This window comes from Nonomuraea sp. NPDC003560 (genome assembly GCF_042878785.1).
In the GTDB taxonomy this organism is placed as follows: Bacteria; Actinomycetota; Actinomycetes; order Streptosporangiales; family Streptosporangiaceae; genus Nonomuraea.
This window is the reverse complement of the sequence record NZ_JBIAOF010000001.1, coordinates 951245-964629: the sequence shown is the minus strand read 5'-3', so window position 1 is coordinate 964629 and position 13385 is coordinate 951245. Positions and strand designations below refer to the sequence as shown.

The following is a 13385-nucleotide window of genomic DNA, read 5'->3' as shown; positions in this document are numbered from 1 at the left end:
GGGCAGGTCAGGCGTCGTCGGGGTGCATGCGGAAGTCGTAGCGTCCGGGCAGCGGGTCGGCGGTCAGGCGTGACCACGTGTCGTGCAGGACGGGCTCGCCCTCCCGCAGGTCATCGACGTCGAAGCCGGCGTCGAACAGCGCGCGGGCGCCGTCCCGGTCCCCGGCGGCGAGCAGGGCGCGGGCGCGGAGCAGGACCGCCCGGCCGGTCGCGGGCAGCGTGTCCAGGACGGCCAGGCACTCGGCGGCCCGGCCGGCCTCCAGCAGCGCGACGGCCGCCTCCGCCGCCAGGCGCTCCCTGACGAGTCCGGCCGTCTGGTCGAGGGCCGCGAGGTACAGGGTGGCCCGTTCGTCCGGGTTCGCGATGGTGCGGGCCAGGCAGCGGGTCGCCCAGGGGTTCGGGCGCAGCTCGGCGGAGCGCCGCCACGCGCGTGCGGCCTCCGCGCGGTCCTGCGCGTGCCAGGCGGCCACGCCCAGGTGGTAGGCCGTCACCCAGGTCTCCGGCGCCCGCTCCAGCAGCCGCCGCCACGGCCCGGACACGAGGCTGTGCCCGGGATCCGCGCCGGGAGAGGGCTCAGGACGGGGGAAGGCGCCGGTGGTGAGGAGAGTCAGCCAGGGCGACTGGTCGGCGCCGAGGGTGGACCGGGGGAACGGGGTGCCGGGCGTGGCGACGCCGGCGCGCGCCACCTCCAGGGCGCCCCAGCCGGACCCCTCCGCCAGGATCCGGACGGGCTCCTGGTCGGCGTGCGGCCGCCACTTGCGCCAGGCGGCGGACACCTCGGCGGCCGGCAGCCGGGCCGCCAGCTCCTCCTCGGCCGCCCGCACCGCCTCCGACCAGTCCGTGCCGTGCACGGCGGCGGGGTCGGCGCGCAGCGGCCCGTACGCCTCCAGCCAGGAGAACTCGCCCCCGCCGGGCAGTGGCACGTGTTCGAGCTGGGTACGGGCCAGCCCCGCCTGGATCTCCAGGTAGCCGCCGGTGCCGGGCTCGGTGAGCCAGTCCTGCCAGCGGCGCCCGCCGGGCCCGCGTCCCCACAGGAAGAGCTTGCGCCCGCGCAGCGACCGGGTGGAGGTGTGCACGAGGCCCGCGCCGGAGCCGTCGAGCGCGGCGATCCACGGACGGCGGTCGCCGAGCTCGAAGAAGTAGTCGGCGGCGTGGTCCGCGCGGGCCGGGTAGCTGCGGTCCAGGCCGTCCCAGACCGGGATGGGGACCCGTTCGAGCCGCCCGGCGTAGCCGAAGTGCCAGGCCGTGCCGGCCGGGGCGAGCACGCGCGTCCGCCCGGTCTCGGGGACGGCGATGTTCGACCACCAGTACGCCGGCACCTCGTGCGGGTGCGGGTTGCGCATGCGCACGCCCACGTACAGGAAGTCCGACCCGCGCGGCAGCCAGAAGTCGACCTGGTACGGCAGGTCCCGGGTGCGTTCCCACTCCCACACCCGGACCATCGGCGTCCCGTCGGGCCCCTCGGCCTCCCCGGCGAACACCGGGCGGCAGGTCAGCGTGGTGTGCCCCGTCGAGCCGGAGTTCCACTCCACGCCGCCGGAGAACCAGGCGCCGGTCAGCCCGAAGTTCGCCGGTTGCAGCACCGGGTTCCGGTAGAGCAGCTCGCCGTGGTCGCGGTGGACCAGCGAGTACAGGCGTCCGCCCCAGCCGGGCAGCACGGTCGCGGTCAGCCGGTCGTTGGCGAGCTGGATCGCCTCGACCCGGCGGGGCCGGCGCGCCCGGTCGTAACCGTCCTGGACGCGGCAGGGCAGCACGGAGGCGAGCCTGCCGTAGGAGAGCTGGAAGGCCATGTCGGGCGGCGCGCCGGCGACCGTGGGCGCGGGCCCGGCGGCCTCGCCGAGGGGCGGCAGCGGGTTGTCCGGGCCGGGCGGGGCGACCGGCAGAGTGATCATGATGCGGCGGACGGTCGTCGTCATTTCCCCATCCCCACGGTGATGCCTTCGGTGACGCGGCGTCCCACCCAGGCGAACAGGACCACCATGGGCAGCACGACCACGCAGACGCCGGCGAACATACCGCCCCAGTTGGTGCCGGTGTACTGCTGCTGCTGGGCGAAGCCGATCAGCGCCACCGGCAGCGTCTCCTTCTCGTCGTCCTGCATCAGCACCAGGGCGAGCATGGTCTCGTTCCAGGAGACGATGAGCTGGAGCACGAACACGGTGACCAGCCCCGGCCGGGCGACCGGCACCACGATGCGCAGGAACGTCCGCCACACCCCGGCGCCGTCCAGCGCGGCGGCCTCCTCCAGCTCGCCGGGCAGCGACCGGAAGAAGCCGGTCAGCAGGAAGACGGTGAACGGCATGGCCGTGCCGACGTAGGCCAGGGTGAGGCCGGTCAGGGTGGAGGTGAGCTCCAGGGTGCTCAGCATGAGGAAGATCGGCAGCAGGATGACCTGCGTGGGCACGCCGGTCCCGAGCGCGAACAGCAGCGTCAGCGGCCGTCCCGCGCGGTTCGCGGTCCGGGTCAGCGCGTACGCGGCCGGCGCGGCGACCACCACGGCCAGCACCGCGGACAGCACGCCCACGACCGCGCTGTTGACCGCGGCCCGGCCGAAGTTCCCGACCTCCAGCGCGGTCAGGTAGTTGTCCAGCGTCGGCGGGATCGGCAGCCGCCACGGATGGTCGAACACGTCGCGGGTGCTCTTCAGCGATGTGATCAGCACCCACGCCAGCAGCGCCACGTCGGCGGCGACGACCGCCCACACGGCCGCCTTCATGGGCGCGAGCCTCGTCGCTCTCATGGTCGGCCCCCCTTTCAGAACCGGACGGCTTCACGGTCGAGCGCCCGCCGCAGCAGGAGCACCACGGCCGCCGCGATCAGCAGGCTGAACAGCGCGCTGGCGGCGGTCATCCCCAGCTCGGGCGGCGAGCCGGAGCCGCCGTACGTGGCCGCGTAGCTGTAGAGGGCGACGGTCCAGGTGCTGCTCGGCGGCGTGCCCGCGGTGCCGCCGCCGAACACCAGCACCAGCTCGAACACCTTGATCGAGCTGATGGTCCACAGCAGCGCGCAGACGCTGAGCACGTCCCAGGTCAGCGGGATCGTGACGTGCCGCAGCCGCTGCCAGGACGTGGCCCCGAGCAGCGCGCAGTCCTCGTGGAAGGAGGCGGGGATGCGGTCGACGGCGGCCATGATGATCGTGGTGTAGTACCCGACGGCCGCCCAGATCGCCACGATCATGATGAGCGTGAACGTGTTGTCCACGGCCAGCCACTTGGGCGGGTCGCTCACCCCGAAGACGCCCTTCAGCACGGTGTTGACCAGCCCGTCGGGGTTGAACAGGAATCCCGCCACGATGGCCGGCACCAGCGCGCTGACGATGTTGGGGAAGAACAGGATGTTGCGGGCGATCAGCCGCCCGCGCATCTCCCTGAGCACCATCGTGAGCGCGAACCCGGCGGCGAACGTCACGCCCCCGCCGACGACCAGCAGCTTCAGGGTGTTGAGCAGCGCGGTGTGGAAGACCGGGTCGCCCAGCAGGCGGGCGTAGTTGCGCAGGCCGACGAAGCGCGAGTCGCCGTACCCGGCGGTCTGCTGGAGGCTGATCCACACCGCGTAGCAGGCCGGGCCGAGGACGAAGACGCCCAGCAGCGCCAGGGCCGGGCCCACCATGGGGACGAAGGCCCGCTGCCGGGCCCGTACGGCCGGGCCGGGCCGTTTCCCGGGTTCGGCCGCCATCAGCTGCCCTGGTTCTTCCAGAAGCCGGCCTGGACCGCGGTGATCTTGTCCACGAACCCCTGCGCGGTGAGCCTGCCGTTGAACAGCTCGCCCACCGTCGGGTAGTAGACCTTGTCGGTCCAGCCCGGCACGCTCAGCCCGGCCGCGAACGGGTAGGTCTCGGGCACGCTGTCGAGCTGCCGCTTCACCCCGGCCAGCGCCTCGGGCACGAACGCGTCCGCCCGCGGCGAGAGCACGGAGGCCGTCCTGGCCAGGTCGTCGGCGAACTCCTTGGTCGTCAGGTACGCGATGAACCGCTCACCGGCCTCGACGTTCCTGGCCTTGGCGGGCATCGCGAAGCCGAACTGCACGACCTCCTCGCCCCTGGCCGGCCCGCCGACCTCGGGGAAGGGCATGGAGGCGGGCTTGAACCCGGCCCTGGCGTACGAGCCGACCTCGCTGGGCAGCCAGGAACCCATGATCATGAACGCGGCCCGGCCCTGGGCCCAGTTCTTCTGCTGCTCGGGGTACTTGCTGGCGTCGTACCCCTTGAGCAGGTAGCCCTCCTTGGCGAACCGCTCGATCTGCCGGGCGGCGGCCAGCACCTCGGGCTTCCTCCACGACTGCCCGGTCCGGTCCTCGGCGATGGCCTTGAGGCCGTCCGCGCCGATCGTCCGGTAGAGGTAGTAGTTCATCCAGTACGAGTCGGACCAGTACTGTTCGCCGTCGGCGGTGAGCGGGGCCGTCCGGCCGCCGGCCTTGAGGGTGCCGAGCAGCGCCAGGAACGCCGTCCAGTCCTTCGGCGGCGTCTCGGTGAGGGTGGCGGCGTCGTAGAACAGGCCGATGCCGGCCACGCTGTAGGGCACCATGTACGGCTGGCCGTCCGGCAGCCGCAACGCCGGGCTCTGCGAGTACTTGGCCGGGATGACGTCCTTGACCTTCTTGCCCGCCTCGCCGGGCACGTCGGCCTCGTACACCCTGGCCAGCCCCCGGGCCACGCCCGGGGTCACCATGAACGGCCGGATCGTGTCGTCGGACTGGTCGACCACGTCCGGCACCTTGGACGTGGTGAGCGCGGCGGGCAGTTTCTGCTTGACCACGTCGCGGCCGGCCCACTCGGCCTTGACCTTGATGCCGGTGGCCCGGGTGAAGCGGGTGATCGCGGCCTGCAGGGCCACCTGCTGGGGTTCGCCCTGCTTCCACATCGACCAGTAGACGAGCTCCTTGCCGGACGCGTCCTGGGCGTCGCCGCCGCAGGCGGTGACCAGGCCGAGGGCCAGCGCGCCGGCGGCGAGCCCGGCGAACGTCCTGCGGATGGGGAGGGATCGGGATGAGCTCATCGAGCGGCACCGCCTGTCCTGTGAGATTCGGGGGGTGGCCCGGCGGGGCCCGGACGGGGCCCCGCCGGAGGAGGATCAGCCGACGGTCCAGCGCTGCAGCGCCGAGCCGGTGTCGGCCTGCTGGGTGACGAGCGCGCCGTCGGCGGTGGAGGCCGTGGTGAGCAGCAGCCCGCTCTTCTGCGAGGCGATCCGGTAGCCGCCCGCGGGGGCGGGGGTGACCTGCCAGCGCTGGTTCGCGGCGCCGGTGCACGTCCACTGGATGATCTTGGCGCCGGCGGCGGTGGAGCCGCCGCCGACGTCCACGCAGAGCTTCGACAGGCCGTTGGCGATCTGGTAGGAACCGTCGGGCTGACGGGTGAAGACCCAGCGCTGGTTGGCGCCGGAGTTGGGGGTCCAGGTGATGAGCTGGGTGCCCGGGGTGGTGGAGTGGTCGGGGTCGTCCAGGGCCTTGCCGGCGGCGGTCAGGGTGTGGGTGCCGCTCAGGTCGCCGCCCGGGGCGCCGGTGTCGGTCAGCGTCAGGGTCTGCTCGGCGGCCGTGCGGCGACCGCCGACCGTCCCGCCGGAGGTGTCGCTCCAGTGGCGTACGGGGGTGGTCTCGGCCGGTCGGGACGCGTCCGCCGTCAGGGCGAGCGCGAGGCCGCTGTAGCGGTTGACCAGCCGGTGGCCGCTTCCGCCCGGCACCACGAACCACTGCTGGCCCGCGGTGGGCCCGCCGGCGCCGGGCGCGGTGACGACCGGTTTCGCCCCCCAGGCGCGGCCGGCCGTCGTGGCCGCGTCCACGCCGAGCAGCCCGCCGGTGGAGGCGTTGGCGATGCGGTAGGAGCCGTCGCCGTTGGGGGTGAACGTCCAGTTCTCCAGGGGCGAGCCGGTCGGGGCGGCGGCGGAGGTGGTCGCCGGGCCGCCGGAGACCTGGGCCAGGACGCGGCCCGCCCCGGTGCCGATCCGGTAGGTCCTGGCCGGGTCCGCCGGGGCGGGGGCGGGCGCGGTGGAGGTGACGGTGAGGTTCGCGTACTCGCCGCTGGAGGTCGCGCACTCGATCGAGCAGTACGAGCGGAACGTCCGGCCGACGATGGCCGAGCCGGTTCTGCTGACGTCGTCGAGGAACCAGCGGTACCAGGAGCCGGAGACGTAGCTCCCGGTGTCGCCGATCAGGCGCCACCGCTGGGTCGACAGGTCGTCGGTGACGTAGAGGCGCTGCGGCTGACGGCCGGAGACGACCTCGGGCTCGCCGAGGTACAGGCCGAGGTGGGCGTCGTAGGCGATGTTCATGATGAACAGGTCGGACTTCGGCGGCAGCTCCCCGGCGGCGATCTGCTGGTCGACCGTGCCGGTGTTGGCCGGGTCGTAGTCGCCGCCCACGGGCGTGTAGCCCCGGGGGTTCGCGGCGGTGACCGGGACCATGTTGCTCTCCTTGCCGCCCACGCCGGGCTGCGACCAGGAGCCGTCGTACCACTTGGTCCACGAGCCGGTCGCCATCTTGGCCGACATCGGCGCCCGCGCCACGTGGGCCAGGCCGCCGTTGCCGCCGCCCACGCCGCCCTTCGGGATGATCCGCGAGCCGTAGTAGACGTAGAAGTAGCCCGAGACCGGGTCGGCGAACAGGCGCGGGTCGCCGTCGCCGTAGTCGTAGGTCTGGTGGGGGAAGGCCGCGGCGTCGTTGCGCTTCGTGCTGTACGGCGAGGTGATCGCGTGGCCGAGGATGGTCCACACCCGGCCCTGGTTGCGGGAGACGGCGTAGTCGAGCGAGTCGTAGTGCAGGCCGTCGCCGAAGGGCTGGGGGGTGAACTCGTTGTGCACCAGGCCGTACCAGTCGCCGGTGTCGGGGTCCACCCAGACGCCGACCAGGTCGCAGTAGTTCTTGTGGGCGTATCCCGAGCCCGCGCCGGCGGGGGTCGCCTCGACGCCGGTCGGGCTGTTGTTGCAGCGCCAGGTCGTGTCGTTGTTGCGGTCGGCGGAGTTGGCCGGGTTGACCGCGTCGCTGATCGCGGCCGAGCGGGTGGCGGTCTCGAAGTTCGCGCCGGTGAAGAAGTCCCAGTAGCGGGGGTCGGAGGCGCCGTAGAGGGCGGCCGACTGCTGGAAGTAGAAGGTGCCGTCCTTGTCGATGTAGGTGGCCGCCGGGGTGTCGGTGGGATGGGCGTAGCGGCCGGTGGAGCCGACGGTGATCGTGTAGGTGGCGTCGGGCGGTGCGGCCGACGCGGCCGGGACGGCGAGGGAACCGCCCAGGACCAGCGTCAGGGCCGCGGCGGCGGCGGTGAGCACGTTGCGATGGGGGGACACGGGTGCTCCTTTCTGTCGGGCACGCCACACCGGGCGGGCCCTTGGGGGGAACCACGAGCCGGAACCGCGTGGCCGGACCATACGCCAGATTTGACCGCTCAAACAAGGCCCGATTTCGCGTTCCTGCTCTCTTGTCCGGTCAAAAGGCACGTAATGCGCAGGATGGTTGACGAGATCGGAGCCTGGCGGCTACGTTTCGGGGCGACGTCATTGGACCGGTCAAACCTTTAGGAGGCCGCGTGGTCACGATGCAGGACGTGGCCGAGCGGGCCGGGGTCACCAAGCAGACGGTCTCCAACGTGGTCACCGGCCGCGTCCGCGTCCGCCCCGAGACCGAGGCCAGGGTGCGCGCCGCCATCGCCGAGCTCGGCTACACCCCCAACCTGGTCGCCCGCTCGCTGGCCACCGGCACCACCATGACCGTCGGCCTGTTCGTGCCGACGGTGGCCAGCTCGTTCTACTCGGCCGTGGTCGAGGAGGCCGAGAACGTCCTGGAGGAGCACGGCTACCACCTGCTGCTGTGCACCACCCGCCTCGACGGCGACCGGGCCCGCCGGCACATCACCGGCCTGACCAGCCGCTCGGTCGACGCCCTGCTGATCGCCGGCGACAACGGCCTCACCGAGCACCTGCCGCTGCTGGCCGACGCGCGTTTCCCCGTGGCGCTGTGCGCGTGGGAGAGCGAGGTGCCCGACACCCTGCCCGTCGTCACGATCGACTACGAGCAGGCCGGCTACCTGGCCGGGCGGCACCTGCGCGAGCTGGGCCACGAGCGGGTCGCGGTGCTGAGCAGCGCGCCGCACGCGCTGCGCGTGCAGGGGTTCCGGCGCGCGTTCGCCCGCGACGGCCTCGACGTCCCGGGCGCGGCCGTCTTCACCGCGCCGGAGCCGACGGCCATGGGCGGCTTCACCGCCGCCACCGCGGCCCTGACCGCCGACCCCGGCGTGACCGCCCTCTTCTGCACGCACGACATCCTCGCGCTGGGCGCGCTGGAGGCGGCCCGGCTCGGCGGCCGCTCGGTGCCCGGCGACCTGTCGGTGGTCGGCCACGACGACATCGACGAGGTACGGGTGACGCATCCCGCCCTCACCACGGTCGCCGTCCCGAGCAGGGAGATGACCAGGCAGGCCATCGAGCTCCTGCTGCGCGCCCTGGACGAGGGCCGCCCGCCGGTCAACTCCCTGCAGTTGCTGCGCTCGACCCTGATCGTCCGGGCCAGCAGCGGCCCCGCCTGACCTCCTGCGGCGCGGCGGAGGCGGCCAGCGTGCGGCGCAGCCAGCGTCCGCAGCCGTGGGCGCTCCAGCCCGCCGCCGCCCCGACGGCGACCCCGGCCAGCACGTCGCCCGGGTAGTGGGCGCCCACGTACACGCGGGAGGCGGCCACCGCGGCGGCGAGCAGCGTGACGGAGGTGGCGACCGGCAGCGGCGCGTCCCTGGCGACCGCCACCGCGAAGGCAACCGCGGACGCGCTGTGCCCCGACGGCAGCGACGAGGACGCCGGCACCCGGCGGCGCCGGATCACCGGGATGAGGTCCGTCAGCGGGCGCGGCCTGCGGATCGCCTGCTTGACGATCATGCTGGTCAGCGGGCTGGCCAGCGAGATCGCCAGCAGCCCGCGGACGCCCGCCCGCTGCAGGCGCGGCCGGCCCGTCATCATCAGGACGCCCGCCACCAGCCCCCACAGGACCGAGTTGTCGGCCGCCGACGACAGATGCGGCAGCAGGGCGTCGAGCACGGGCAGGTCGGAGCGCGCGACCCGGTCGAAGGCCCGCTTGTCCCAGGCGTCGAAACGTTCGAGCAGCATCATCCAGCCGATCACCTCCGCGACGGCCCTACACCTGCCCGCCGATCATGCCGGTCATGCCCGGGACGGCCTGGCTCCCGTGCTCTCCCTGACCACGAGCTCGGGCTCGACCAGCCGCCGCGCCTCCGGCTCGTGCCCGGCCATGAAGTCGAGCAGCAGGTGGAAGGCGTGCCTGCCGACCTCGCCGAAGTCCTGGCGCACGGTGGTCAGCGGCGGCCAGAAGTAGGCCGACTCGGGGATGTCGTCGAACCCGGCCACACTGACGTCCTCGGGCACCCGGCGGCCGGCCTCGCGCAGCGCGCGCAGCACGCCGAGGGCCATCTGGTCGTTGGCCACGAACACGGCGGTGACGTCGGGGTTCTCGCAGAGGCGGCGGCCGAGCTGGTAGCCCGAGCGGGCGCTCCAGTCGCCGCGCAGCACCTCGGGCACCTCCCGGCCGGCGGCCTCCAGCACGCCGCGCCAGCCCTCGATGCGGCCGTTGGCGTCGAGCCAGTCGGCCGGGCCGGCGACGTGCCAGACCGTCTCGTGGCCGAGGCTGAGCAGGTGACGGGTGACCCGCCTGGCGCCCGCCTGCTGGTCGACCTTGGCCACCGGCACGGGGATGTCGTCGCCGGCGTCGACGGCCACCACCGGCATCTCCGGCGGCAGGTGGCGCAGGCCGTCGGCGGCCGACTCGTGCGGCGCCACAATGATCACGCCGTCGACCGCCTGGGCGCGCAGCCGCTGCACGCCCTCCTCCATCGACCTGCGGCTGAGTGAGGGCAGGCTGGCGATGCTGACGTTGTAGCCGGCCCGCCTGGCCGCCTGCTCGATGCAGTAGAGCGTGGAGGCCGGGCCGTAGAGGGTGGTGTCGATGCTGACCACGCCGAGCACCCCGGACCTGCCGGTGACGAGCTGGCGGGCGGCCTGGTTGGGCCGGTAGTCGAGCTCGCGCACCGCGGCCATGACGCGGGCCCTGGTCTCCGCGCGGACCCGGTCGGGCGCGTTGAGCACGCGCGAGACGGTCATGGCCGAGACCCCGGCGAGCACGGCCACGTCCATGAGCACCGCCGGCCTGTCGCCCTTCGCTTTCACCGCCGCTCACCTCCTGTCAGCGGTAACGCTAACAGGCCCGGGGCGCTCCCGCGCGACCGCGCGGCAGCCGCGCACGGCCCCCGCGAACCCGCGGTACGCCTGGTCGGCGGCCTGACGCTGCCAGGTAACTGCCAGGAACGGTAGGTAGTCTGCCTCGCCATGAACTGGCAGCGGCACGTCAACAAAGCGCTGGTCAGGTTCACCGGATTCCAGATCGAGCGAGTCGGGAACACGCCCCCTCCCCCGCCCGCTCCCGAGATCAGACCGCCCGCGGATCCGCTAACCGACCGGCTGCTCGAATCCCCCGTCTTCCTCCTGTCCCCCGTACGGTCCGGCTCCACGCTCCTGCGCGCGATCCTCAACGCCCACCCCGACCTGCACGCCCCCCACGAGCTGCACGTACGCCGGTTGCGGGTGCAGTTCGGCACTCCGCTGGCCGCCAAGGCGATGGCCGCGCTCGGGCACAACCAGGCCGACCTGGAACACCTGCTGTGGGACCGGGTGCTGCACCGCGAGCTGGTCCGCAGCGGCAAGCGGTACGTCGTGGACAAGACCCCCGCCAACGCCTTCGCCCACCAGCGCATCGCCGCCTGCTGGCCGGACGCCCGCTTCGTCTTCCTGCTGCGCCACCCCGCCTCCATCGCCACGTCCTGGCACGAGGCCGCCCCCGACCGGCGTACCCCCGAGGAGGCCGCCCTCGACGCCCTGCGGTACATGAAGGCCGTGCAGCGGGCCAGGGCCGCGCTGCCGGGGCTGACCGTCAGGTACGAGGAGCTGAGCGCCGAGCCCGAGCGCGTCACCCGCGAGATCTGCGCGTTCCTCGGCCTGGAGTGGGAGCCGCGGATGCTCTCCTACGGCGAGCAGCAGGTGCTGGAGAAGGGGCTCGGCGACTGGCGGGACAAGATCAGGACCGGGACCGTCCAGCCCGCCCGCGAGCTGCCCTCCCCCGACCAGATCCCCGAACCCCTCAAGCCCATCGCCCGGACCTGGGGGTACCTCGCGTGAAGATCCGCTACCTGATGCTGCACGCCTACGGCATGGGCGGCACGATCCGCACGGTGGTCAACCAGGCGAACGCGATGACCGCGGCCGGGCACGACGTCGAGCTGGTCAGCCTGGTACGGCGGCGCGAGGCCCCGCAGTTCGCCATCGACCCCCGCGTCACCGTCACCACGCTGGTGGACCAGCGCGGGGGCAGACAGCCCGACTCCGTCGGCCGCAGGGCGTGGCGGCGGATCCGCGGCAAGATCGTGCCGCGCGGCGAGTTCGCCGCCGACTACTTCACCGAGCGGGTGGAACGGGCCGCGATGGACTACGTCTCCGGCCTGTCCGGCGGCGTCCTGGTGACGACCAGGCCCGCGCTGAACCTGATCTCCGCCCGCCGCACCCCCGCCGACGTCGTCAGGATCGCGCAGGAGCACATGAACCTGTCCGCCTACCCCGACACGATCCGCAGGGAGATCGCCCGCCACTACGGCAGGTTCGCCGCGGTCACCGTGCTGACCAGGACCAACAAGCTCGAATACCAGCGCCTGCTGCCGGACACGCCGGTGGTGGTGATCCCGAACGCCGTCCACCGCGTGGAGCAGGAACCGTCCCGGCAGGTCAACCCGGTCGTGGTGGCGGCCGGGCGGCTGGTGCCGCAGAAGGGGTTCGACCTGCTCATCGAGGCGTTCGCGCAGGTCGTGCGGGTGCATCCGGAGTGGCGGCTGCGCGTCTTCGGCACCGGGCCGCGCCGCAGCCAGCTCGCCGGGCTGGTCGCGCGGCACGGGCTGGCGGAGCACGTGACGCTGCCCGGCCGTACCGAGCGGCTGGAGAAGGAGCTGGCCGAGGCGTCGGTGTACGCGCTCAGCTCCCGCTTCGAGGGCCTGCCCATGGTGATGATCGAGGCCATGACGCACGCGCTGCCCGTGGTCGCCTTCGACTGCCCCACCGGGCCGCGGGACGTGCTGACCGACGGCGTGGACGGCGTCCTGGTGCCGCCCAGGGACGTGGACGCGCTGGCCGCGGCGCTGATCCGGGTGATCGGCGACCGGGAGCTGCGGGTGCGGATGGGCGAGGCGGCGGCGGCGACGTCGCGGGCGTACGGACCGGAGGTGGTGATGCCGATGTGGGAGGAGCTGTTCGCCGGGCTGACGCGGGGGCAACGGGTGGCGGACAACCTCTGGACGGGCCGCTGAGGGGCCCGGCACGGAAAGATCTACCTGACGGATCCTCCGGCGTCGGCGGGGTTTCTAACGATTCGGTCACAGATTTTGCCCCAAATCGTTAAACGCACGCCAAATCGGGCGGCAGCCTGGGATGCATGCGTAACCGGAAAGCTCGACTCACCGCGTTCGCAGGCGCCTTCGCCCTGGTCACGGGGCTGGGCGTGCCCGCGTACGCGCAGAGCGCGACCCCGTCCGCCGCGGCCCCCTCCGCCGCGACCCCGTCCGTCGCGACCCCTTCCCTCGTCGCCTCCGCCGCCGACGCCGGGGCGCCCGCCGTGTACGGCCGGGCCGCCTACCTGATGGACGCCCGGTCCGGCGCCGCCCTGTTCGGCAAGGCCGCCGACACCCGCATGCCGATCGCCAGCCTCACCAAGACGATGACGGCGTACGTCGTCCTGCAGTCGGCCAGGCCCACGGACATGGTGGAGATCGCCCCCCAGGACGCGCGGTACGCCGAGGACGGCGGCGGCACCACCGCCGACCTGCGGCCCGGCGACCGGCTGCCGGTGGGCGAGCTGCTCTACGCGCTCATGCTGCCCTCGGGCGCCGACGCCGCCCACGCGCTGGCCCGTACGTACGGGCCGGGCGTGCCGGGGTTCGTCGACAAGATGAACGCCACCGCGCGTTCGCTCGGCATGAACGACACCCGGTACGTCAACGCCGACGGCCTGCCCACGCCGGCGGGCGACGGCTGGTCCACCGCCCGCGACCAGGCCGTGCTGGCCGCCAAGGCCCTCCAGGTGCCGCTGATCGAAGGCGTGGCCGGGACCCGGTACCACGAGGTCGCCGCGACCGAGGAGCACGGCGCGTACGGCTGGCGCAACACCAACCGCCTGCTCGCCGAGCCGGGGGTGATCGGGCTGAAGACGGGGTTCACCCGGGCGGCGGGGTACAGCCTGGCCTTCGCCGGTGAGCGGGACGGGCAACGGCTGGTGGGCGTGATCCTGGGCGAGTCGGTCTCCAGCCGCCGCTTCGACACCGCCCAGTCCCTCCTCACCTGGGCTCCCACCCGCACCGCCGCCTGACCT

At 73.3% G+C, this 13385-nt stretch carries 11 protein-coding genes; 4 read left to right on the top strand and 7 right to left on the bottom strand.

Annotated elements, in window-relative coordinates:
• Positions 1 to 7: 7 nt before the first annotated feature.
• From ACFYUV_RS04610 to ACFYUV_RS04590, 5 genes are all read right to left on the bottom strand, one after another.
• Positions 8 to 1915, bottom strand: a complete 1908-nt coding sequence (locus ACFYUV_RS04610) for a DUF5107 domain-containing protein (RefSeq protein ID WP_387664844.1) — start codon at positions 1913 to 1915, stop codon at positions 8 to 10.
• Positions 1912 to 2739 carry a carbohydrate ABC transporter permease gene (locus tag ACFYUV_RS04605; protein WP_387664842.1) on the bottom strand — a complete coding sequence of 276 codons (828 nt, stop codon included), beginning with the start codon at positions 2737 to 2739 and terminating at the stop codon, positions 1912 to 1914. The genes ACFYUV_RS04610 and ACFYUV_RS04605 overlap by 4 nt, the downstream gene beginning before the upstream one ends.
• A gap of 14 nt (positions 2740 to 2753) precedes the next feature.
• Complete coding sequence (locus ACFYUV_RS04600) at positions 2754 to 3674, bottom strand: carbohydrate ABC transporter permease (protein WP_387664840.1); 921 nt, start codon at positions 3672 to 3674, stop codon at positions 2754 to 2756.
• On the bottom strand, positions 3674 to 4993 hold the full coding sequence (locus ACFYUV_RS04595) for an ABC transporter substrate-binding protein (protein WP_387664837.1): 1320 nt from the start codon (positions 4991 to 4993) through the stop codon (positions 3674 to 3676). Before ACFYUV_RS04595 ends, ACFYUV_RS04600 begins: the two co-directional genes overlap by 1 nt.
• 75 nt (positions 4994 to 5068) lie before the next feature.
• Positions 5069 to 7270, bottom strand: a complete 2202-nt coding sequence (locus ACFYUV_RS04590; protein ID WP_387664834.1) for an RICIN domain-containing protein — start codon at positions 7268 to 7270, stop codon at positions 5069 to 5071.
• A gap of 248 nt (positions 7271 to 7518) precedes the next feature.
• On the opposite strand from ACFYUV_RS04590, the gene ACFYUV_RS04585 reads away from it, so the two are divergent.
• Positions 7519 to 8505: a LacI family DNA-binding transcriptional regulator gene (locus ACFYUV_RS04585; protein WP_387665316.1), complete on the top strand. Its 987-nt coding sequence runs from the start codon at positions 7519 to 7521 to the stop codon at positions 8503 to 8505.
• On the opposite strand, the gene ACFYUV_RS04580 is transcribed toward ACFYUV_RS04585, so the two are convergent.
• Together ACFYUV_RS04580 and ACFYUV_RS04575 are read right to left on the bottom strand one after the other, a co-directional pair.
• Positions 8444 to 9088 carry a phosphatase PAP2 family protein gene (locus ACFYUV_RS04580; protein ID WP_387664831.1) on the bottom strand — a complete coding sequence of 215 codons (645 nt, stop codon included), beginning with the start codon at positions 9086 to 9088 and terminating at the stop codon, positions 8444 to 8446. The genes ACFYUV_RS04585 and ACFYUV_RS04580 overlap by 62 nt on opposite strands.
• Positions 9089 to 9127: 39 nt before the next feature.
• On the bottom strand, positions 9128 to 10114 hold the full coding sequence (locus ACFYUV_RS04575) for a LacI family DNA-binding transcriptional regulator (RefSeq protein ID WP_357965838.1): 987 nt from the start codon (positions 10112 to 10114) through the stop codon (positions 9128 to 9130).
• Between the two features lie 192 nt (positions 10115 to 10306).
• On the opposite strand from ACFYUV_RS04575, the gene ACFYUV_RS04570 reads away from it, so the two are divergent.
• From ACFYUV_RS04570 to ACFYUV_RS04560, 3 genes are all read left to right on the top strand, one after another.
• Positions 10307 to 11152 (top strand): sulfotransferase family protein, encoded by an 846-nt coding sequence (locus ACFYUV_RS04570; protein ID WP_387664829.1) that lies wholly within the window; start codon positions 10307 to 10309, stop codon positions 11150 to 11152.
• Positions 11149 to 12327, top strand: coding sequence for a glycosyltransferase family 4 protein (locus tag ACFYUV_RS04565; protein WP_387664827.1), 1179 nt, complete (start codon positions 11149 to 11151; stop codon positions 12325 to 12327). Before ACFYUV_RS04570 ends, ACFYUV_RS04565 begins: the two co-directional genes overlap by 4 nt.
• A gap of 125 nt (positions 12328 to 12452) precedes the next feature.
• Positions 12453 to 13382, top strand: a complete 930-nt coding sequence (locus ACFYUV_RS04560; RefSeq protein WP_387664825.1) for a D-alanyl-D-alanine carboxypeptidase family protein — start codon at positions 12453 to 12455, stop codon at positions 13380 to 13382.
• Positions 13383 to 13385 lie beyond the last annotated feature (3 nt).

What these genes read in the sequence shown, in the direction of transcription:
- ACFYUV_RS04610 (WP_387664844.1), bottom strand. Translation starts at nt 1,915, where the DNA reads ATGACGACGACCGTCCGCCGCATCATGATCACTCTGCCGGTCGCCCCG.
- ACFYUV_RS04605 (WP_387664842.1), bottom strand. Translation starts at nt 2,739, where the DNA reads ATGAGAGCGACGAGGCTCGCGCCCATGAAGGCGGCCGTGTGGGCGGTC.
- ACFYUV_RS04600 (WP_387664840.1), bottom strand. Translation starts at nt 3,674, where the DNA reads ATGGCGGCCGAACCCGGGAAACGGCCCGGCCCGGCCGTACGGGCCCGG.
- ACFYUV_RS04595 (WP_387664837.1), bottom strand. Translation starts at nt 4,993, where the DNA reads ATGAGCTCATCCCGATCCCTCCCCATCCGCAGGACGTTCGCCGGGCTC.
- ACFYUV_RS04585 (WP_387665316.1), top strand. Translation starts at nt 7,519, where the DNA reads ATGCAGGACGTGGCCGAGCGGGCCGGGGTCACCAAGCAGACGGTCTCC.
- ACFYUV_RS04575 (WP_357965838.1), bottom strand. Translation starts at nt 10,114, where the DNA reads ATGGACGTGGCCGTGCTCGCCGGGGTCTCGGCCATGACCGTCTCGCGC.
- ACFYUV_RS04570 (WP_387664829.1), top strand. Translation starts at nt 10,307, where the DNA reads ATGAACTGGCAGCGGCACGTCAACAAAGCGCTGGTCAGGTTCACCGGA.
- ACFYUV_RS04560 (WP_387664825.1), top strand. Translation starts at nt 12,453, where the DNA reads ATGCGTAACCGGAAAGCTCGACTCACCGCGTTCGCAGGCGCCTTCGCC.